This window comes from Paenibacillus sp. FSL E2-8871 (assembly GCF_038000345.1).
GTDB lineage: Bacteria > Bacillota > Bacilli > Paenibacillales > Paenibacillaceae > Paenibacillus_AQ.
In genome coordinates this window covers 3,711,651-3,731,851 of record NZ_JBBOBV010000001.1, presented here as the reverse complement: position 1 = coordinate 3,731,851, position 20,201 = coordinate 3,711,651, and the positions used below count along the sequence as shown (strand labels likewise).

The following is a 20,201-nucleotide window of genomic DNA, read 5'->3' as shown; positions in this document are numbered from 1 at the left end:
GATATATTTTGGACAGAAGACTGGGACAGAGGCGCGTCAAAAAGCGCGGAGGTTTTTTTAGGCGGTTATTTGGACTTTTAATCATTGTAGCAGCAGCATATTGGGTAGTGTTTTATGTATTGCCAAATCGTCAGCACATAGATGTAGATTGGAAAGCTCAAGCGCACCCCATCTTTGTAAAAGGAGAGCATACAGGTTATTCTGCCTCGGGGACTGGAGATAGCATGCTATTACCATTACCATTGTTGCAAGAGTATGTGGATCCTTCCATTCGTTATGAAGAGAAGACGAAATCGGTCATCCTATCAACGGATAGTGAGCTCCTTTACATGCAGGAGGATAAAACCGATGCTAGTCTGAACAATCGTCCGCTGCAGCTGCGGTTAGCGCCTGAAGTAAAGGAAAAAGTGACCTACCTTCCTGCGGATGTATTAGAAGATCTATATGGGTTTGAAATACAGGAGGATACGAATACCGGAGCAATACTGCTAATGACGGCAGGAGAGTCTGTCTCGCTAGGAAAAGTTAAAGGTGAAAAAGGCGACAAGGCAGTAGCTCTACGAAATGAGGCATCCATCCACGCACCTATAGTTGCGGATATGTCTCCTGGGGCAGTCGTGAATATTTGGAATGAAGAAAATAAGGACTGGCTGTTTGTGCAATTAAGCAGCGGGTATGCAGGTTATGCCAAGGCAAGTGATATTGTTCGGGATGGTCAAAAGACAGTGGAACCGAAAAAATCCACGCCAACACGCGCTGAACGTAACTGGAAAGGGAAGTCAGTGAATTTGTATTGGGAGGCTGTTTACCAACGCAAACCTAACCCAGAAACCTTCGGTGAGCTACCAGGCGTTAACGTGGCTAGCCCAACATGGTTTAGTATTATAGATGGTGATGGCAATGTGCGCAGTCAGGCCGACAGTGCGTATGTGCAGTGGGCGCATGGGCGCGGGTTAGAGGTATGGGGGTTGCTTAGCAATAGCTTCGATCCAGACATGACTACTGAGGCATTGTCCAGCTATGAGAAACGGATGAATGCAATCGTACAGATCTTAGAATATTCGGATCTATACAATTTGGATGGAATTAATATCGATTTTGAGAATGTGTATACGAAAGACGGAGAGAATGTCACTCAATTTATGAGAGAGCTAAAACCGATGGCTCAGGCTAAGAATCTAATCGTCTCCATAGACGTGACACCTAAATCCAATAGCGAGATGTGGTCAGCATTCCTTGATCGTAAGGCTCTTGGGACATTAGTCGATTATCTAATCGTGATGGCTTATGATGAACATTGGGCAGCTAGCCCTATCGCGGGCTCTGTTGCCTCCTTACCTTGGGTAGAGAATTCAATAAGCCGGATCATAGAGGAAGACAATGTGCCGCCTGAGAAGGTGATTTTGGGGATCCCATTGTACACCCGCATCTGGACTGAGGCTCAAGTAGATGGCAAGACAAAGGTAAGCTCCAAATCCGTTAGTATGAATGCCGTTGAAAAAATTATCAAAGAGAAGAAGCTAACTCCTACATTTGATAAGGCTGCTGGGCAGAATTACGTAGAGTACAAGGAAGATGGCGCTCTTAAGAAAATATGGATAGAAGATAAGGTGAGCTTAAAATCAAGAGTTGAGCTTGCTAAGTCCATGGGGCTTGGAGGCATCGGATCATGGAATCGCAGTTTTAGCAATCCATCAGCATGGGAAGCATTACAAGAGATTCATAAGTAATCATAATTTCATTTATAACAAACAAAGAGGCTCCCATATCGGGGGCCTCTTTGTTGTATTAGCAAATATTTGAGTGCACTTTAACTAGTTAGTAATGAGCCTCTGTAAGGGGTGTTTAGTGGTTTAGTTGCTGATGCTCAAGCTGATCTGCAGTAATAGTGGCCTCAGCCCGATCCATAGTAAGAATGGTGTGGCAGAACATACAGCGGTCTGTTTTACCGAGCATCTTGGTCAGCTTGTGACACTCAGGGCACTCTATCTGAACTGCACTCGTTGAGAGCATGCCAGCCCAGAAATAGATCGCAAGACTTGCCATCATGGAAATTAAACCGATTACAAGTCCGATTCCAGCGAATACTTTCCCAGTTGATCCCCAGAATACGATGCCTGCTGTACCCAAAACCATAAGTCCCATTCCGAGCATTGTGAGCAGTAATCCCCATGTGCGAAAAGCGTTGATCTTAGCCGTTTTAAACTTCATGAGTGTTTGCTCCTAACTAAATATAGTTGGGTTGTCCAGAAGGAACTGTCTTTCATATGTAGAATAATAATTATAACTGAATTATAACTGACTGGACGCAAATTCGCCAAATTTAATGGAGGGAAGCATGGAATTATCCAATGTAACTTTGTTGAGTGGAGAAACGTTTGAAGAAAATGTTTTAGGAGCTGTCGCTTTGCGGCAGAAAGGGAGTACTCCTTTTCAAAGCGCGCTACTTCACGATTTTGATATGGTTGTGTTAGTTTTACATGAGGAACAGGATTTAGAACATATTGTTCGCCACACCATTGCCGGTGACACACGGACCCAGTCAGTCCATATTGGCCTTTCCGCTTTGGAGCGGGCTGTCATGGCGGGAGATAATAACGAGCTCCTTACTAGTTTGATGATTGGGGAAGTGATCTGGGATCCCAAAGGAATACTAGGGGATATGCGCCGGGAGATTTTACAATTTGAAGGGCCTCTTAAGGAACGAGTTGAGTTCATGGAGTTTGCGCGATTCTTGCATTTGTATGTGAAATCTAAACGATATATAGAAGCTGGCTACATTATGGATGCGTATAACTGTGTATTGATGGCTCTATATCATTGGGCAAGAATAGAAGTGAGTGAGTCTGGTTCATTTCCAGAGCCGGCTGTTTGGGAGCAGGTTAAAAGTATGAACACTTCTGTCCATAAACTATATGAGGAACTAACCATCAGCACGGAGACCTTAGAGCAAAGAGTAGAGCTTGTTCTTCTAGCATGTGAATTTGGGATCATGTCCAAAATGACGGATTGTTGTGCATTGCTTTTCAATATTCTGAATAGCCGTAAGGAAGCGTGGAGTATAAAAGAATTACTACAGCATTCTGGCCTGTGTCAATTAGAGGCTGAGTTGCCCCTAGTTTTACGAAAGCTTGTTTCTCGTTCGCTAATCCGTGAGATTACTTTATGGGCTGACGGTCATGGGGGAGAGGGTCATGCAATCCGATATACCTTATAGAGAAGAAATTAGATGCAGGATATGCCGGTAATCTATAGATAAAATAAGTAGGGATAGGGAGAGGCTGAGCACTCTCTTTTTTGTTTGCTCGCTATTATGATGCGCTCATATTTATTCTAATAAATTTATGGTTGACTCTTTCCTAGTTCATGTGTTAAATTATAACTCGTCCCTCTGACACAGAGATGTGCTTACGAAAACATTCGAAAGACAACCGAAAAAAGAAATTAAAAAAAGGTTGACTAAAACGAGGGCGCTGTGATATATTATAAAGGTCGCTGCTGAACAACACAACGACGAAATAAACAGCTTGATCTTTGAAAACTGAACAACGAGTGAGTAGGAAATCACGAAAGTGAAATCCAAAATTAGAGAATTAATTTTCTCGTCAGATGTTTCAAAATGAGCATATCGCTCTTTTCAATACTAATTGGAGAGTTTGATCCTGGCTCAGGACGAACGCTGGCGGCGTGCCTAATACATGCAAGTCGAGCGGAGTTATTTTGAAAGCTTGCTTTCAAAATAACTTAGCGGCGGACGGGTGAGTAACACGTAGGCAACCTGCCCCTTAGACTGGGATAACTACCGGAAACGGTAGCTAATACCGGATAATTTCTTTTTTCTCCTGAAGAAAGAATGAAAGACGGAGCAATCTGTCACTGAGGGATGGGCCTGCGGCGCATTAGCTAGTTGGTGGGGTAACGGCCCACCAAGGCGACGATGCGTAGCCGACCTGAGAGGGTGAACGGCCACACTGGGACTGAGACACGGCCCAGACTCCTACGGGAGGCAGCAGTAGGGAATCTTCCGCAATGGACGAAAGTCTGACGGAGCAACGCCGCGTGAGTGATGAAGGTTTTCGGATCGTAAAGCTCTGTTGCCAGGGAAGAACGTCCGGTAGAGTAACTGCTATCGGAGTGACGGTACCTGAGAAGAAAGCCCCGGCTAACTACGTGCCAGCAGCCGCGGTAATACGTAGGGGGCAAGCGTTGTCCGGAATTATTGGGCGTAAAGCGCGCGCAGGCGGTCATTTAAGTCTGGTGTTTAAACCTTGGGCTCAACCTGAGGTCGCACTGGAAACTGGGTGACTTGAGTACAGAAGAGGAAAGTGGAATTCCACGTGTAGCGGTGAAATGCGTAGATATGTGGAGGAACACCAGTGGCGAAGGCGACTTTCTGGGCTGTAACTGACGCTGAGGCGCGAAAGCGTGGGGAGCAAACAGGATTAGATACCCTGGTAGTCCACGCCGTAAACGATGAGTGCTAGGTGTTAGGGGTTTCGATACCCTTGGTGCCGAAGTTAACACAGTAAGCACTCCGCCTGGGGAGTACGGTCGCAAGACTGAAACTCAAAGGAATTGACGGGGACCCGCACAAGCAGTGGAGTATGTGGTTTAATTCGAAGCAACGCGAAGAACCTTACCAGGTCTTGACATCCCTCTGAATCCACTAGAGATAGTGGCGGCCTTCGGGACAGAGGAGACAGGTGGTGCATGGTTGTCGTCAGCTCGTGTCGTGAGATGTTGGGTTAAGTCCCGCAACGAGCGCAACCCTTAACTTTAGTTGCCAGCAGGTAAGGCTGGGCACTCTAGAGTGACTGCCGGTGACAAACCGGAGGAAGGTGGGGATGACGTCAAATCATCATGCCCCTTATGACCTGGGCTACACACGTACTACAATGGCCGGTACAACGGGAAGCGAAACCGCGAGGTGAAGCCAATCCCATCAAAGCCGGTCTCAGTTCGGATTGCAGGCTGCAACTCGCCTGCATGAAGTCGGAATTGCTAGTAATCGCGGATCAGCATGCCGCGGTGAATACGTTCCCGGGTCTTGTACACACCGCCCGTCACACCACGAGAGTTTACAACACCCGAAGTCGGTGGGGTAACCCGCAAGGGAGCCAGCCGCCGAAGGTGGGGTAGATGATTGGGGTGAAGTCGTAACAAGGTAGCCGTATCGGAAGGTGCGGCTGGATCACCTCCTTTCTATGGAGAATCGTCTTCTGCAATGAAGACATTCAAATCGGAAGTTAAACTTCCAAATCTCAGGTTTAGGCCTGTTACTCACTCGTTGCTCAGTTTTGAGAGTTTAAGCTCTCAGTAAGACTTGATCCTTGAAAACTGGATACCGAAACGAATTTGCGTTTTAGAACATCTTTTAGCAACTTGTGCAAACAAGTAAATGTTATTAGTGAGATGATTCCAAAGAGAATGTCATTGTATGATATTTTCCTGCGGAAAAATCAAGGTTAAGCTAATAAGAGCACACGGAGGATGCCTAGGCGCCAGGAGCCGACGAAGGACGTGGCGAACAACGAAACTGCCTCGGGGAGCTGTAAGCAAGCTTTGATCCGGGGGTGTCCGAATGGGGAAACCCAGCTGTGGTAATTCGCAGTTACTCATCTCTGAACACATAGGAGATGTAGAGGCAGACCAGGGGAACTGAAACATCTAAGTACCCTGAGGAAGAGAAAACAATAGTGATTCCGTCAGTAGCGGCGAGCGAACGCGGAACAGCCTAAACCTAAGAGCTTGCTCTTAGGGGTTGTGGGACGTCTCACATGGAGTTACAAAGGAATATGGTAGGCGAAGAGGTCTGGAAAGGCCCGCGATAGAGGTAAAAGCCCTGTAACCTAAACTGTGTTCTCTCCGAGACGGATCCCGAGTAGTGCGGGGCACGTGAAACCCCGTATGAATCCAGCAGGACCATCTGCTAAGGCTAAATACTACCTGGCGACCGATAGTGAAACAGTACCGTGAGGGAAAGGTGAAAAGCACCCCGGAAGGGGAGTGAAATAGAACCTGAAACCGTGTGCTTACAAAAAGTCAGAGCCCTATTAATGGGTGATGGCGTGCCTTTTGTAGAATGAACCGGCGAGTTACGTTTAACATGCAAGGTTAAGTCGAGAAGACGGAGCCGCAGCGAAAGCGAGTCTGAATAGGGCGAATGAGTATGTGGACGTAGACCCGAAACCGTGTGATCTACCCCTGTCCAGGGTGAAGGTGCGGTAACACGCACTGGAGGCCCGAACCCACGCATGTTGAAAAATGCGGGGATGAGGTGGGGGTAGCGGAGAAATTCCAATCGAACTCGGAGATAGCTGGTTCTCCCCGAAATAGCTTTAGGGCTAGCCTCGGTATAAGAGTAGTGGAGGTAGAGCACTGATTGGGTGCGGGGTCCGCAAGGATTACCAAGCTCAGTCAAACTCCGAATGCCATATACTTATTGCCGGGAGTCAGACAGTGAGTGCTAAGATCCATTGTCAAAAGGGAAACAGCCCAGACCATCAGCTAAGGTCCCCAAGTGTGTGTTAAGTGGGAAAGGATGTGGAGTTGCACAGACAACCAGGATGTTGGCTTAGAAGCAGCCACCATTGAAAGAGTGCGTAATAGCTCACTGGTCGAGTGACTCTGCGCCGAAAATGTAACGGGGCTAAACACACCACCGAAGCTATGGCTAGATACTATGTATCTGGGGTAGGGGAGCGTTGTATGTGGGTTGAAGGTGTACCGTAAGGAGCGCTGGACAGCATACAAGTGAGAATGCCGGTATGAGTAACGAAAAGATCAGTGAGAATCTGATCCGCCGAAAGCCCAAGGTTTCCTGAGGAAGGCTCGTCCGCTCAGGGTAAGTCGGGACCTAAGGCGAGGCCGAAAGGCGTAGTCGAAGGACAACAGTTTGAAATTACTGTACCACCGTAATCCGCTATGAGCGATGGGGTGACGCAGGAGGGTAGTGACGCGGACTGATGGATATGTCCGTCTAAGCAGTGAGGCTGATGTGTAGGCAAATCCGCACATCGTTAAGGCTGGGCTGTGATGGGGAGCGAAAATTACAGTAGCGAAGGTCATGATCTCACACTGCCAAGAAAAGCCTCTAGCCAGGAGAAGGTGCCCGTACCGCAAACCGACACAGGTAGGCGAGAAGAGAATTCTAAGGCGCGCGGAAGAACTCTCGTTAAGGAACTCGGCAAAATGACCCCGTAACTTCGGGAGAAGGGGTGCCCCGGTAGTGTGAATAGCACGAGGGGGCCGCAGTGAAAAGGCCCAAGCGACTGTTTAGCAAAAACACAGGTCTGTGCGAAGCCGCAAGGCGAAGTATACGGGCTGACGCCTGCCCGGTGCTGGAAGGTTAAGGGGAGTGGTTAGGGGTAACCCGAAGCTATGAACCGAAGCCCCAGTAAACGGCGGCCGTAACTATAACGGTCCTAAGGTAGCGAAATTCCTTGTCAGGTAAATTCTGACCCGCACGAATGGCGTAACGACTTGGGCGCTGTCTCAACGAGAGATCCGGTGAAATTTTAATACCTGTGAAGATGCAGGTTACCCGCGACAAGACGGAAAGACCCCATGGAGCTTTACTGCAGCTTGATATTGAATTTGGGTACGATCTGTACAGGATAGGTGGGAGCCGTAGAAATCGGAGCGCAAGCTTCGGTGGAGGCGCCGTTGGGATACCACCCTGATCGTATCTAGGTTCTAACCTAGTACCCTAATCGGGTACGGGGACCGTGTCAGGCGGGCAGTTTGACTGGGGCGGTCGCCTCCTAAAGAGTAACGGAGGCGTTCCAAGGTTCCCTCAGAATGGTTGGAAATCATTCGAAGAGTGCAAAGGCATAAGGGAGCTTGACTGCGAGACCTACAAGTCGAGCAGGGACGAAAGTCGGACTTAGTGATCCGGTGGTACCGCATGGAAGGGCCATCGCTCAACGGATAAAAGCTACCCTGGGGATAACAGGCTTATCTCCCCCAAGAGTCCACATCGACGGGGAGGTTTGGCACCTCGATGTCGGCTCATCGCATCCTGGGGCTGAAGTAGGTCCCAAGGGTTGGGCTGTTCGCCCATTAAAGCGGTACGCGAGCTGGGTTCAGAACGTCGTGAGACAGTTCGGTCCCTATCTGTCGTGGGCGCAGGAAATTTGAGAGGAGCTGTCCTTAGTACGAGAGGACCGGGATGGACGTACCGCTGGTGCACCAGTTGTTTCGCCAGAAGCATGGCTGGGTAGCTACGTACGGACGGGATAAGCGCTGAAAGCATCTAAGCGTGAAGCCCCCCTCAAGATGAGATTTCCCAATTAGTAAGACCCCTTGAAGACGACGAGGTAGATAGGTTGGAGGTGGAAGTGCAGTAATGCATGGAGCTGACCAATACTAATCGGTCGAGGGCTTATCCTATACTTAAGACGCAAATTCAATTCGGATTCAGTTTTCAGGCATCAAGCCTGGTATGAATATTCCCTGATAGCTCAGTTGGTAGAGCACTCGACTGTTAATCGAGTTGTCACAGGTTCGAGTCCTGTTCGGGGAGCCATATGGAGAGGTGTCCGAGTTTGGCCGAAGGAGCACGATTGGAAATCGTGTAGGCGCCACAAGCGTCTCGAGGGTTCGAATCCCTCTCTCTCCGCCACAAATTTTACTTAGTATGGCCCGTTGGTCAAGGGGTTAAGACACCTCCCTTTCACGGAGGTAACATGGGTTCGAATCCCATACGGGTCACCAAATTTTCACTTGATTTTACATAGTGGACTTTGGTACAATAACAATTGTTGTTTACGGAGGCTTAGCTCAGCTGGGAGAGCATCTGCCTTACAAGCAGAGGGTCGGGGGTTCGATCCCCTCAGCCTCCACCATATTCATTTAAGAACGACGCGGGGTGGAGCAGCCCGGTAGCTCGTCGGGCTCATAACCCGAAGGCCGCAGGTTCAAATCCTGCCCCCGCAACCAATTTTCATCAAGTAATTATATATTTTGGAACCGTGGTGTAGTTGGCCTAACATGCCTGCCTGTCACGCAGGAGATCGCGAGTTCGAATCTCGTCGGTTCCGCCATTTTCTTGGCTCGATAGCTCAGTCGGTAGAGCAGAGGACTGAAAATCCTCGTGTCGGCGGTTCGAATCCGTCTCGAGCCACCATATAGTATACAACTTAATATGCCGGTGTAGCTCAATTGGTAGAGCAACTGACTTGTAATCAGTAGGTTGGGGGTTCAAGTCCTCTCGCCGGCACCATCTTTGGGGGATTAGCGAAGTGGCCAAACGCATCAGACTGTAAATCTGCTCACGTACGTGTTCGGTGGTTCGAATCCATCATCCCCCACCATTTTTTTTAGGGGCATAGTTTAAAGGTAGAACAACGGTCTCCAAAACCGTTGGTGTGGGTTCAATTCCTGCTGCCCCTGCCAATCTTTATCTAAAGTCTTTCTCTAAAGTTTAATATGGCGGTCGTGGCGAAGGGGTTAACGCACCGGTTTGTGGATCCGGCATTCGTGGGTTCAAGTCCCATCGGTCGCCCCATTTACTTTAAGAAGAACAGCAACAATATTAGTTTAATATGGCGATTGTGGCGAAGTGGTTAACGCACCGGATTGTGGTTCCGGCATTCGTGGGTTCGAGACCCATCAGTCGCCCCTTTTATTTTAAAATGTTATTGGGGATTAGCCAAGCGGTAAGGCAACGGACTTTGACTCCGTCACGCATAGGTTCAAATCCTATATCCCCAGCCATTTTATGCGGACGTGGCTCAGCGGTAGAGCATCGCCTTGCCAAGGCGAGGGTCGCGGGTTCGATTCCCGTCGTCCGCTCCAAAGTTTTCATATGGCGCCATAGCCAAGTGGTAAGGCAAAGCTCTGCAAAAGCTTTATCCCCAGTTCAAATCTGGGTGGCGCCTCCATTAAGTTCATATGTGCCGGCGTGGCGGAATGGCAGACGCGCTCGACTCAAAATCGAGAGGGAAACCGTGGAGGTTCGAGTCCTCTCGCCGGTATATCAAAAAGGTTTGTAAAGTCGCTTGTATAAGCAACTTTACAAACCTTTTTTCTTTGTCTTTGAGCTTTTATTCTTAAGCCGTTGAATTAGAGGCGTCTCTAATCAACGGCCTTTTTGTGTGGAGTGTTATTTTATTGACTGCTTAGTCGGAATGCTCGTGGGGTGAGACCAATTTCACGTTTAAACATATTGCAGAATTGGGCGTCATTCACAAACCCAGCAGCAGCTGATACTTCAGAGATATGCATTTGGGTATGTTGCAAGAGAGACTTTGCATAATCCAGACGTTTCAATAGTAGATAGCGCAGAGGTGAAGAACCGAATCGTTCTTTAAATAAATGGCGGAAACGATCATAGCTGTATCCAGACATCTCAGAAAGTGTTGCGACCGATAGCTTATGGCGGTAATGCTCATTCATATAGTTTAGAACATATTGGACTCTGTCTTCCGTTGGTGATTGAAACCCAGAGGCGCTAAGAAGCCGTATCAGATGAACAGTGATTTCGCTCATTTGAAGGTTCAATAGTTCAGAGAATCCATCTTGTTTGCGCGTAAACTCTGCTTTCATTCGAAGCAAGATCTGTAGAACAGTATGGTCTTTATCATCTTCATATACGCCTTGCAAATTCTCCATATTTGGGTGATTTGAATGGAAGCCTACAAATAGTATAGTAGCATCCTCGCGATGATTCTCGTCATGTTTATGATTGGGTGGTATCAGCGCGAATGAAGAAGAACGAAAATGATAACTTCGCGAACCTACATTGGTAGTTCCTAAGCCGTTTAAATAATAGACTAGTTCATAACATTCATGCTGGTGTGGTGGAATATAGGTATTAACCTCATGCGCTGCATTTACAATATATAGAACACGATCCATGATGAGCCTCCAATAATTATGTTTTAGCCGAATCGTACAAAATTATGACCGAAATCATATAATTATTTTCATTAATATTTGATATGATCGTATCAAGAAATCCGAAGATTAGCAACCTGACTGGCCATCTCGTTCGGAAATTAGTCGGATTAATCGTAAAAATGATAATTTTCTCTCTATTTTCGAGTGTATTCGTTAAAATCGTTAAAATTTTGACAATGTTACATGAAATATGAGAGTTTCCATCTAAATCGTGAAATATACAACGAACTAAGAAGGAGAACCTCTCAAATTACTAACCAACTATAAATAGGGGTGGAATAGAAAAATGAAAAAGAAAGTTCTTTCTTTGTTGTTACTAGTAGTAATGGTAATGGTCACAGCCTGTGGAAATAATACGTCGAGTAATGGATCTTCCGAGAATGCAGGATCTAACGCAGCTGAAGGTGGAGAAACAGGTTCAGGGGATAAACTCAAAGTTGTACTTCTGATTCCAGGAACGCTTGGAGATAAATCTTTCTTTGACTCTGCGAATAGCGGTTTGCAAAAGGTTAAGGATGAGCTGGGTGCAGAAACAAAAGTTGTAGAAATGGGTATCGATAAAACGAAATGGGAGCCTACGTTTAACGATATCGCCGCTGAGGACTGGGATGTTATTATTTCTGGCGGATCGGAAATTACAGAGATGTTTAATGCAACGGCTGAATTATATCCTGACAAAAAGTTCATTAACTATGATACCGATATAGATGAAGCACCAGAGAATATGTACAACATGTCTTATGCAACAAATGAAGTATCTTTTCTAGCAGGTGCTGTAGCGGCGCTAGCTACACAATCGGATATGGAAAATGCTAATCCTGAGAATGTGATCGGTTTTGTAGGCGGCATGGACATTCCAGGAATTAACGCTTTCTTGGTAGGCTACATTCAGGGCGCTCAATATGTTGATCCTGATGTGAAGGTCGCTGTATCATATGCTGGCGATTTCGTTAACCCGGCTAAAGGCAAGGAGCTTTCGCTGATTCAATATAACTCCGGTGTGGACGTTATTTTTAACGTGGCTGGGGGTACAGGTCTTGGGATCTTTGATGCAGCTAAGGAGAAGAAGAAATATGCTATCGGTGTAGACTCCGATCAGGCGATGTTGCTTAACGATACAGATAGCGAAAAAGCAAACTTGATCGTTACTTCTTCTATTAAAAAGATTGATAGTGCTATTCTGGGTGCCGTGAAGAGATTACAAGACGGTACACTTGAGATGGGTAAACGTGATGTGTTGAGCTTTGTAGATGATGGTGTAGGCATTGCAGAGAATGAAATCTATAAAAATATCTTTCCTGCCGATCTTCAGGCTAAAGTTGAAGAAGTGAAGCAAAAGCTGATCAATAAAGAAATTACAGTAGATAACGCGATGGGAATGGAAACCTCTGAAGTAGAAGCCATTCGTAACGTAGTTAAGCCTTAAGTATAGCTATAAAGTGATAAACCTACAGTTGGAGATTCTTCTTTTAGAAGAATTCCAGCTGTATATTTTTGCAGACCTCCAAGTCGAAAGGCGTTGAGACCTATGAACAAAGCTCTGCTGGAAATGCGGGGAATTACCAAGGTGTATCCCAATGGTGTCGTTGCAAATAAAGACGTGCATTTTTCTTTACGTGAGGGAGAAATTCATGCGATTGCGGGCGAGAACGGCGCTGGTAAATCAACTTTAATGAAGATCATGTTCGGCATGGAAGAGCCTAGTGAAGGTGAAATCTTTATCAAGGGTGAAAAGGTGAAGCTGCAATCTGCTCAGGATGCCATTGATAGAGGGATTGGTATGGTTCACCAGCATTTTATGCTGGTCCCTTCTTTTACAGTAGCAGAGAACATGGTGCTGGGCATGGAACCTCGTAAGGGCGTCGGCATCAATTATGCAGAAGCTGTACGCATGACCGAAGAGACTGCGAAGAAATACAATCTGGCAGTGGATCCAAAAGCAAAAGTGGAGGATCTCACGGTTGGTATGAAGCAAAAGGTTGAAATTCTGAAGGCGCTGCTGCGTGGTGCAAAAATCCTCGTTCTGGATGAGCCGACCGCAGTGTTGACCCCACAGGAAACAGAGGAATTGTTCCGGGAGCTTAAGCAGTTAAGAGAGCAGGGTCATACGATTGTTTTTATTTCACACAAGTTGAAAGAAGTTAAAGCGATCTGTGACAGAATTACGATCATGCGTAGTGGACGTAGTGAAGGTGTCTTCCAAACGAAGGATGTCACGGAGCAAGAAATCTCACGCCTTATGGTGGGCAGAGACGTCGTGTTGAAATATGACAAGGAGATTCTGTCTATTGGGGAGCCGGTACTCACTGTGCAGGGCTTAGGTGTAAATGATGCACACGGCAAAGCGTTGCTAACAGATATCAACTTTGTAGTACGCGGGGGACAAATTATCGGGATTGCTGGTGTAGAAGGGAATGGGCAGACACAGCTCATTGAGGCTCTTACGGGTAGCCTAAGTGGGGTCTCAAGCCAAGGCTCTGTGCTAGTGAAGGGAAAAGATATTCGTGAATCGGATATTTTAGATATTCGTAAGCTAGGCGTTTCCTATATCCCAGAGGATCGGATGCATCAAGGGATAGCCAGTGATGCGAGCATAGCGGATAATCTGCTGTCCACTCAGTATCGTACAAAAGCTATGAATAAAGGTCCCTTTTTAAATGGATCACGAATTGCCAAGCTTGCAGTATCACTTGTAGAAGAATTTAAAGTCCGTTGTTCGGGACCTTCTCAGCCAATAGGTATGTTATCAGGTGGTAACATGCAGAAGGTTGTCGTAGCTAGAGAGTGTTCTACAGAACCGCAACTGCTTATTGCAGAGCAGCCGACACGGGGCGTGGATATAGGCGCGGCGCAGTTCATACATCAAAAGCTGTTGGAGCTGCGCTCAGACGATTGCGCTATTTTGCTAGTGTCAGCAGACTTAAATGAGATCTTGGAGATCAGCGATAGTCTACTAGTGATGTATGAAGGAAAGATTGTTGCCTTTTTCGAGGAGCCTTCCAAGGTTAGTGAAGAAGAATTAGGGCTTTATATGCTAGGGATTCATCGACAGGACGAGGAGCAAATCAGGAGGGCCGTAAATCATGTTTAAAGTAAAATATTTTGAATACATTCGAACATCGGCAGTAATCGTAATTGCACTCGCTATTGCTTTTCTGATCATCTCATTGGTCAGCAATCAGCCGGTGAAGACGATTGGGATATTCCTATTTGAGCCGCTATCCAGTAAAGGTCATATCGGTAATGTGATTGAGATGGCCATTCCGCTCATGTTCACTGGGCTAGCAGTTTCCTTGTTGTTCCGGGCAAATATGTTCAATTTGGGAGCTGAAGGGATTTTCTATTTCTCCGGTGTTGTAACTTCCGTGTTGGCTATTCATTTAACGCTGGACGGGTGGCTTCATCCGGTCGTAGCTATTGCTGCGGGTTCTATTGTTGGTGCGTTGCTCTCGGCAATACCCGGGATCCTCAAAGCCAAATGGAATGCTAATGAGCTGGTTACATCCTTGATGTTCAATAATATTTTGTTTGGAGTAGGTTTATATCTACTGAACTATCACTTACGTGATGCAAAAGCATTTGCCAATGTATCCTACAAATTCGAGAAAACGGCACTGCTGAGTAAAATGGTACCTGGCACCCGTATTCATACCGGACTTATTATCGTTATTGTGCTTATTATTGCAGCGCATTTATTCCTATACAAGACTAAATGGGGATATGAGCTGCGAATGACAGGCATCAACCGTAACTTTGCACGTTATTCAGGCATGAAGACTGCGAAGGTTATTATACTGGTTCACTTGATTGCTGGTTTTATCGCGGGAATGGGTGGTTCCGTAGAAGTGCTAGGGATGTACAATCGATTCCAATGGACATCGTTACCAGGTTATGGCTTAGATGGTGCTCTTGTAGCGATGTTAGCCAAGAATAATCCGCTATCCGTAATCGGCGCTGCATTGTTCCTTGCATATATCCGGATCGGAGCCGACATGATGGCACGTCTATCGGATGTACCTTCAGAGATGATTTCTATCATACAGGCGATTATCATTCTTCTGATTTCGGCTGAGCAATTTCTGAAGTTCTGGAAAAATCGGATGCTCTTGAAGGAGGCGAAGGAAGCGTGAACAGCTTGTTTGATGTAATTTTTACGACTGACTTTGCGTTTTCTGTTCTTCGAGTGACGACACCGATTCTATTCGCCGCATTGGGAGCGTTAATCTCTAATAGGGCTGGTATTATCAACATTGGTATGGAAGGCATCATGCTTGTTGCGGCGTTAGCCGGTGTCATTGTAAGCAGCTACACGCATAGTGCGTGGGTAGGTTTACTTGGGGCCGTGATGTCCGGAACACTGATCGCTGGAATATTAGCTTTTTTCACACTGAAATTTAAAACACATATCATTCTCGGCGGCGTAGCTATTAATATGTTCGCTTCAGGAGGAACCGTGTTTATTCTTTATCTGCTGAGTGGAGACAAGGGTTCTTCTACTTCTCTGGCGAGTAAAGTGCTACCTAGTGTAGAGATTCCTTTGCTGAAGGACATTCCGGTGCTGGGGCCTATTCTATCAGGACATCACATTTTGACGTATGTATCTATTATTGCTGTGTTTGTTGTCTACTATCTCTTAAACCGTACACCGCTTGGTCTGCGCATTCGTTCAGTGGGTGAAAATCCACATGCGGCTCAATCTGTGGGAGTAAGTGTTGTGAAAATACAGTATATGGCTTTGCTGCTTAGTGGATTTTTCGCTGGTTTGGGTGGAGCTTACATGTCGATGGGTTACCTGTCACTGTTCACTCGCGATATGATCGCTGGTCGGGGCTGGATTGCGATTGCCGCAGAGTCTATGGGGAGAAGTACGACAGTGGGTACGGCGCTGACCTCTCTATTATTTGGTACGGCAGACGCCTTGTCGAATGCGCTACAGGTCTTGAAGATTCCTGCAGAACTGATCGCGACGCTTCCTTATGTAGCAACGGTAATTGGACTAGTGATCTATGCCGTATCTGAGACACGGAAAAAGAATAAAAAACTTAAAAGCCCGCTAGTGAAATAGCGATAAGAGTAACGAGGATTTATACAACTAAGGAGTGAATGACTATGCGAACACCTATTATTATTGACTGCGATCCAGGGCATGATGACGCAATCGCTATCTTGCTTGCAATAGCAAATTCGGAGAAGCTGGATCTGCGCGGGATTACAACGGTTGGTGGAAACCAGATCCTCGATAAAATCACAGAAAACGCACTTAAAGTGATCAGCTTTGTGAATGCTGATATTCCTGTAGCCAAAGGGGCTGCGGGTCCGCTGTTCGGCAAGCTTGTTACAGGTGAGGAAGCGCATGGTGAATCTGGCATGGACGGCCCACTATTGCCACCAAGTAAATTCCGGCCTGTAGAAGAAGGCGCTGTGGAATTCATGCTGAATATTATCCGTTCTTCGGAGGAGAAGATTACGCTCGTACCGATGGCTCCTTTAACAAATATCGCCCTGCTAATCACTGCTTATCCAGAGATTAAGGAAAGAATTGAAAAGATTTCACTGATGGGCGGAGGAATTTCTTATGGAAATGTAACCTCTACTGCGGAGTTTAACATCTATGTAGATCCTGAAGCTGCTCGTATCGTGTTTGAATCGGGTATTCCGATTACCATGAGTGGTCTGGATGTGACCGATAAGGCAGCCATTTTCGAAGATGAGATCGTAGCATTGAAAGAGCGTGGGCCAGTGTCCACTATGGTCGGAGAACTGTTAGATTTCTATTCGATCTTCGGAAAGAAAATGGGCTATGTCGGTAGTGCACTGCATGATCCATGCGCCGTAGCTTGGCTCTTGCACCCAGAACTGTTCGAATCCGAGCATCTATATGTAACGGTAGAGACAGAAGGCAAGCTGACGCGGGGAATGACAGTTGCAGACAAACGAAAGAAGACGGATCGCCCAGCGAATGTAGAAGTCCTGGTGGGAGTAGACCGGGAAGCATTTATGAAGTTGATTTTTGATTCACTGGAAAAGCTAGATCAAGAGCTGCTTGCGGCTGAAGGGAACTAACCTATGGCAGGATGGGAGAGACTTCAGGAGACGGTTCAGTTTGAATTGGTTCAGCGTGGAGAAGAAGGCTGCAAGATTGAAGGCTTCGCGGATAAACTAGCTGCTGCAGGTGCCGATGAGATTAAGCTGATGCAAGTATACAACGAGTTGATGGAGCTCACAGTTGCTGAGGACTTTCCTTATGAAGAGCCGTCTTCACTGGAGGAGATTCGTCGTCTTCGTCCAGAAGGTCCACGCAAGCTTGAGGCTGACTGGAGCGAAGCAGAATGGAGAGATAAGTTCTACGGAGCTTGGCTAGGTAGAAGCGTCGGTTGCGCACTTGGCAAACCATTGGAGTATTGGGACTACCTCTACGGTAAAGATGGACGTCCGGGTTGGGAGAATATTGAGCTGTGGTTCCGTGGTGCCGATGCATGGCCTATTAGTGGCTATACGCCTGGGCATTCACGGGCAGAGGCAGAATATGGTCTTGGTTTAAGTGATTGGACGTATGCGAGTACCAGCGAGACTATTAAGTTTATGGAGAGCGATGATGATATTCGTTACACGGTACTGGGCCTTATGCTGCTGGAGCAAAAGGGGCTGAGCTGGGATTCTTGGGATATCGGGAAGCTCTGGCATAAACATCTGACATACGCTCAGGTATGTACGGCAGAGACACAGTCGTATATGAATTTTGCGCAGGAAACGTCTCATCTGCATGGTGAGAAGCCTGCGGATTGGCTGGCGCGGCAGGAAAGAGTGCGGATGCACTTGAATCCCTACCGGGAGTGGATTGGTGCGGCTATACGCGCAGATGGACTGGCTTATGGTGCAGCAGGCCATCCTGAACTTGCAGCGGAGTTAGGCTGGCGCGATGCTTCTTTTTCACATGTGAAGAACGGAATCTATGGTGAGATGTTTAATGCGGCGATGATTTCGGCTGCTTTTGCTGAAAAAGATAACGAGCGTATTCTTGAGATTGGTCTTAGTGAGATCCCTAGTACTAGTCGCCTGGCAAGTGACGTTCTACGAGGTATAGATATTGCGCAGAAGGCCAAAAGTGAGCGGGAGTTGGTAAGTAAGATTTGGGATACATTCAGCCACTATGATGCGGTGCACACCAATAATAATGCTGCTCTTGTAGCTGCTTCGCTGGTCTATGGCGGGAATGATTTTGAAAAAGCGGTCATTACATCCGTTTACGGAGGAATGGATACAGACTGTAATGGTGCTACAGTGGGTTCTATTATGGGAGCGAAGCTTGGAGCAAGTGTGTTGCCGGCTTCGTGGATTGAACCGCTCCATGATACGCTATATGCGGATCTACCTGGTTTTCATCCGATAACGATTTCGGAATGCGCGGAGCGCAGCTATCAGGTCTTCTTGAAGATTCGAGGAGAGCTTGGCGAAAAGTCTTAGATCAAGGATTACGAAAAGAATGAAAGGATGTCTTAAGCTATCGAGCTTAGACATCCTTTTTTTCGTGGCGATCTAGTTCTTGAAATAGATGTAACAGCGGGTTTAGGAGTTAGGTAACAGGAGAATCCTGATTTGAAGAGGGATTAAGCTCAGTCATTTATTGGGAGATAAGCACGTGAAAATAGTCCGATATAATGGGCTTTTATTCTTTAATCCTTTTAATCTGATATATTACTAAAATAAAAATGATGACACAGAACATAAAATGCCTTATTATTTAAAGAGATTTTTAGTAAAACAGTTTTTAAATAATTATAGTACAAACCTTGGCTTAGAAGGTTTCAGAATAAACGGAAAGGAAGGGGGAGTTTGCAATCCTATCGCTGAGTCGGGTGAGTAAAGGATTCAAGCTGAAGGACGGCACATATCAGGCGGTAGATGATGTATCGCTTGATGTGAAGAAGGGATCGATTCACGGGATTATTGGTGAAAGCGGGGCAGGGAAATCCACGCTGCTACGATTGATTAATCTGCTGGAAAAGCCGGATCAAGGGACAGTTACCGTAGAAGGGCATAATTTAACCGAAATGCCGAGTAAACAGCTACGGAAAGCTAGGGAAAAGATTGGGATGATTTTTCAGCAATTTAATCTGGTCAATAACGTCACGGTAAGCCGCAACATTTCGATCCCTCTGGAACTGGCGGGGGTGCCGAAGCGTGAACGGATGAAGCGGGTGAAGGAATGTCTCGATTTTGTCGGATTGGCTGATAAGGCAGAGCAATATCCCGCACAGCTAAGTGGAGGACAGCGACAACGTGTGGCGATCGCCCGGGCGCTTTCGAACAGTCCAGGACTATTGCTATGTGACGAACCAACATCCTCACTAGATCCAGGAACAACTGCGGATATTCTAGACGTCCTGAAGCATATTAATGGGGGCCTTGGGGTTACGGTAGTGATTGTTACGCATGAGATGGATGTTGTCAAAAGCATATGCACTCACGTATCGGTGATGGAAAATGGTCGAATCGTAGATTCATTCTCACGCCAAGATGGTGATTTCCGGCCTGCTGCAGTCCGTACTGGATCTTACCGGGATCAAATTCTGGGTAAAGCGGGGGAAACGCATGTTTGATAGTGTACTTCAATATCAGGCACAGATGTGGGAATCGATCGGAGAAACTTTTATAATGGTCGGTATTTCTGTTGGTGCCGCACTGCTGCTGGGGCTTCCACTCGGGACGTTGTTGTTTTTTTGCCGAAAAGGGCAGCTCTATGAGAATAAAACATTGTCACTGGTACTCAACAGCATCGTAAATATTATCCGTTCATTTCCATTCCTGCTGCTTGTGGTTGCACTCATTCCGGTCACTCGTTTCCTCGTCGGAACTGCGATTGGAACAATGGCTGCCACGGTTCCGTTATCCATTGTTGCCATTGCTTATTACTCTCGTCTGGTGGAGCAGTCTTTGCTGGAGGTTCCTAAAGGAGTCATAGAAGCGGCGTTGTCTATGGGAGCCTCGAAGCTGGGGTTGATCTTTAAGTTTCTGTATGTAGAGGCTCGTTCGGGTCTAGTGCTCGGACTTACTACCTCCACCATTAGTTTTATCTCTTACTCGACCGTAATGGGGGTTGTTGGAGGGGGCGGGGTTGGTGATTTTGCGATCCGTTACGGATATCAGCGTTTTGAGACTGAAGTGATGATCTATGCGATTGTTGTGATGATTGTATTGGTTCAGTTGGTTCAATTCACAGGAGGTACGATCTCACGGCTGTTAGATAAACGTTAATCGTTCAACCCGTACATCAAATTTTGTAATACAAAATGATTGAA

Annotated in this window: 12 protein-coding genes, 16 tRNA genes and 2 rRNA genes; 28 read left to right on the top strand and 2 right to left on the bottom strand. The window is 46.6% G+C overall.

Going from position 1 to position 20,201, the window contains the following annotated elements; translation table 11 throughout:
• The first annotated feature begins 8 nt into the window (after positions 1-8).
• Complete coding sequence (locus NYE25_RS16945) at positions 9-1,730, top strand: glycosyl hydrolase family 18 protein (RefSeq protein ID WP_042191797.1); 1,722 nt, start codon at positions 9-11, stop codon at positions 1,728-1,730.
• A gap of 115 nt (positions 1,731-1,845) precedes the next feature.
• Here NYE25_RS16945 and NYE25_RS16940 read toward each other — a convergent pair whose 3' ends face one another.
• A complete protein-coding gene (locus tag NYE25_RS16940; protein WP_341146442.1) occupies positions 1,846-2,211 on the bottom strand; it encodes a DUF2614 family zinc ribbon-containing protein in 366 nt (121 codons plus the stop codon).
• A 127-nt stretch (positions 2,212-2,338) separates the two neighbouring features.
• Here NYE25_RS16940 and NYE25_RS16935 point away from each other — a divergent pair, with 127 nt between their 5' ends.
• The 19 genes from NYE25_RS16935 (at position 2,339) to NYE25_RS16845 (ending at position 9,977) form a co-directional block, all read left to right on the top strand.
• Entirely contained in the window at positions 2,339-3,217 is an 879-nt protein-coding gene (locus tag NYE25_RS16935; protein ID WP_042191792.1) for a nucleotidyltransferase-like protein, read from the top strand.
• A gap of 427 nt (positions 3,218-3,644) precedes the next feature.
• A 16S ribosomal RNA gene (locus NYE25_RS16930) occupies positions 3,645-5,202 on the top strand.
• A gap of 261 nt (positions 5,203-5,463) precedes the next feature.
• Positions 5,464-8,391 (top strand): 23S ribosomal RNA (locus NYE25_RS16925).
• Together the 16S and 23S rRNA genes with 16 tRNA genes alongside form the textbook arrangement of a ribosomal RNA operon.
• 60 nt (positions 8,392-8,451) lie before the next feature.
• Positions 8,452-8,527 (top strand) — tRNA-Asn (locus tag NYE25_RS16920).
• A 3-nt stretch (positions 8,528-8,530) separates the two neighbouring features.
• Positions 8,531-8,623: transfer RNA gene (locus tag NYE25_RS16915), tRNA-Ser, on the top strand.
• A gap of 17 nt (positions 8,624-8,640) precedes the next feature.
• Positions 8,641-8,715: transfer RNA gene (locus NYE25_RS16910), tRNA-Glu, on the top strand.
• A 55-nt stretch (positions 8,716-8,770) separates the two neighbouring features.
• Positions 8,771-8,846: transfer RNA gene (locus NYE25_RS16905), tRNA-Val, on the top strand.
• Between the two features lie 17 nt (positions 8,847-8,863).
• A tRNA-Met gene (locus tag NYE25_RS16900) sits at positions 8,864-8,940 on the top strand.
• A gap of 26 nt (positions 8,941-8,966) precedes the next feature.
• Positions 8,967-9,044, top strand: a tRNA-Asp gene (locus tag NYE25_RS16895).
• A gap of 7 nt (positions 9,045-9,051) precedes the next feature.
• Positions 9,052-9,127 (top strand) — tRNA-Phe (locus tag NYE25_RS16890).
• A gap of 20 nt (positions 9,128-9,147) precedes the next feature.
• A tRNA-Thr gene (locus NYE25_RS16885) sits at positions 9,148-9,223 on the top strand.
• 5 nt (positions 9,224-9,228) lie between these two features.
• A tRNA-Tyr gene (locus NYE25_RS16880) sits at positions 9,229-9,314 on the top strand.
• A gap of 8 nt (positions 9,315-9,322) precedes the next feature.
• Positions 9,323-9,396: transfer RNA gene (locus NYE25_RS16875), tRNA-Trp, on the top strand.
• A 36-nt stretch (positions 9,397-9,432) separates the two neighbouring features.
• Positions 9,433-9,508 (top strand) — tRNA-His (locus NYE25_RS16870).
• A gap of 40 nt (positions 9,509-9,548) precedes the next feature.
• Positions 9,549-9,621 (top strand) — tRNA-His (locus NYE25_RS16865).
• Between the two features lie 21 nt (positions 9,622-9,642).
• Positions 9,643-9,717, top strand: a tRNA-Gln gene (locus tag NYE25_RS16860).
• A gap of 6 nt (positions 9,718-9,723) precedes the next feature.
• A tRNA-Gly gene (locus NYE25_RS16855) sits at positions 9,724-9,798 on the top strand.
• A gap of 12 nt (positions 9,799-9,810) precedes the next feature.
• A tRNA-Cys gene (locus NYE25_RS16850) sits at positions 9,811-9,884 on the top strand.
• Positions 9,885-9,898: 14 nt separating this feature from the next.
• Positions 9,899-9,977, top strand: a tRNA-Leu gene (locus NYE25_RS16845).
• A 133-nt stretch (positions 9,978-10,110) separates the two neighbouring features.
• Here NYE25_RS16845 and NYE25_RS16840 read toward each other — a convergent pair.
• Positions 10,111-10,860 carry an AraC family transcriptional regulator gene (locus NYE25_RS16840; protein WP_042191790.1) on the bottom strand — a complete coding sequence of 250 codons (750 nt, stop codon included), beginning with the start codon at positions 10,858-10,860 and terminating at the stop codon, positions 10,111-10,113.
• A 328-nt stretch (positions 10,861-11,188) separates the two neighbouring features.
• Between NYE25_RS16840 and NYE25_RS16835 the strand changes: the two genes are divergently transcribed.
• The 8 genes from NYE25_RS16835 (at position 11,189) to NYE25_RS16800 (ending at position 20,157) form a co-directional block, all read left to right on the top strand.
• The gene (locus tag NYE25_RS16835; protein ID WP_341146441.1) at positions 11,189-12,328 is read left to right on the top strand and encodes a BMP family ABC transporter substrate-binding protein; all 1,140 of its coding nucleotides are present in this window, start codon (positions 11,189-11,191) and stop codon (positions 12,326-12,328) included.
• Positions 12,329-12,430: 102 nt separating this feature from the next.
• A complete protein-coding gene (locus tag NYE25_RS16830) occupies positions 12,431-13,993 on the top strand; it encodes an ABC transporter ATP-binding protein (protein WP_341146440.1) in 1,563 nt (520 codons plus the stop codon).
• Positions 13,986-15,032: an ABC transporter permease gene (locus tag NYE25_RS16825; protein ID WP_341146439.1), complete on the top strand. Its 1,047-nt coding sequence runs from the start codon at positions 13,986-13,988 to the stop codon at positions 15,030-15,032. Before NYE25_RS16830 ends, NYE25_RS16825 begins: the two co-directional genes overlap by 8 nt.
• Entirely contained in the window at positions 15,029-15,967 is a 939-nt protein-coding gene (locus tag NYE25_RS16820) for an ABC transporter permease (protein ID WP_042131005.1), read from the top strand. Before NYE25_RS16825 ends, NYE25_RS16820 begins: the two co-directional genes overlap by 4 nt.
• Positions 15,968-16,011: 44 nt before the next feature.
• Positions 16,012-16,965 (top strand): nucleoside hydrolase, encoded by a 954-nt coding sequence (locus tag NYE25_RS16815; RefSeq protein WP_076285325.1) that lies wholly within the window; start codon positions 16,012-16,014, stop codon positions 16,963-16,965.
• A gap of 3 nt (positions 16,966-16,968) precedes the next feature.
• On the top strand, positions 16,969-18,366 hold the full coding sequence (locus NYE25_RS16810) for an ADP-ribosylglycohydrolase family protein (protein ID WP_341146438.1): 1,398 nt from the start codon (positions 16,969-16,971) through the stop codon (positions 18,364-18,366).
• A gap of 374 nt (positions 18,367-18,740) precedes the next feature.
• The gene (locus NYE25_RS16805; protein ID WP_076285323.1) at positions 18,741-19,502 is read left to right on the top strand and encodes a methionine ABC transporter ATP-binding protein; all 762 of its coding nucleotides are present in this window, start codon (positions 18,741-18,743) and stop codon (positions 19,500-19,502) included.
• Positions 19,495-20,157 carry a methionine ABC transporter permease gene (locus tag NYE25_RS16800; protein ID WP_042191779.1) on the top strand — a complete coding sequence of 221 codons (663 nt, stop codon included), beginning with the start codon at positions 19,495-19,497 and terminating at the stop codon, positions 20,155-20,157. Before NYE25_RS16805 ends, NYE25_RS16800 begins: the two co-directional genes overlap by 8 nt.
• Positions 20,158-20,201 lie beyond the last annotated feature (44 nt).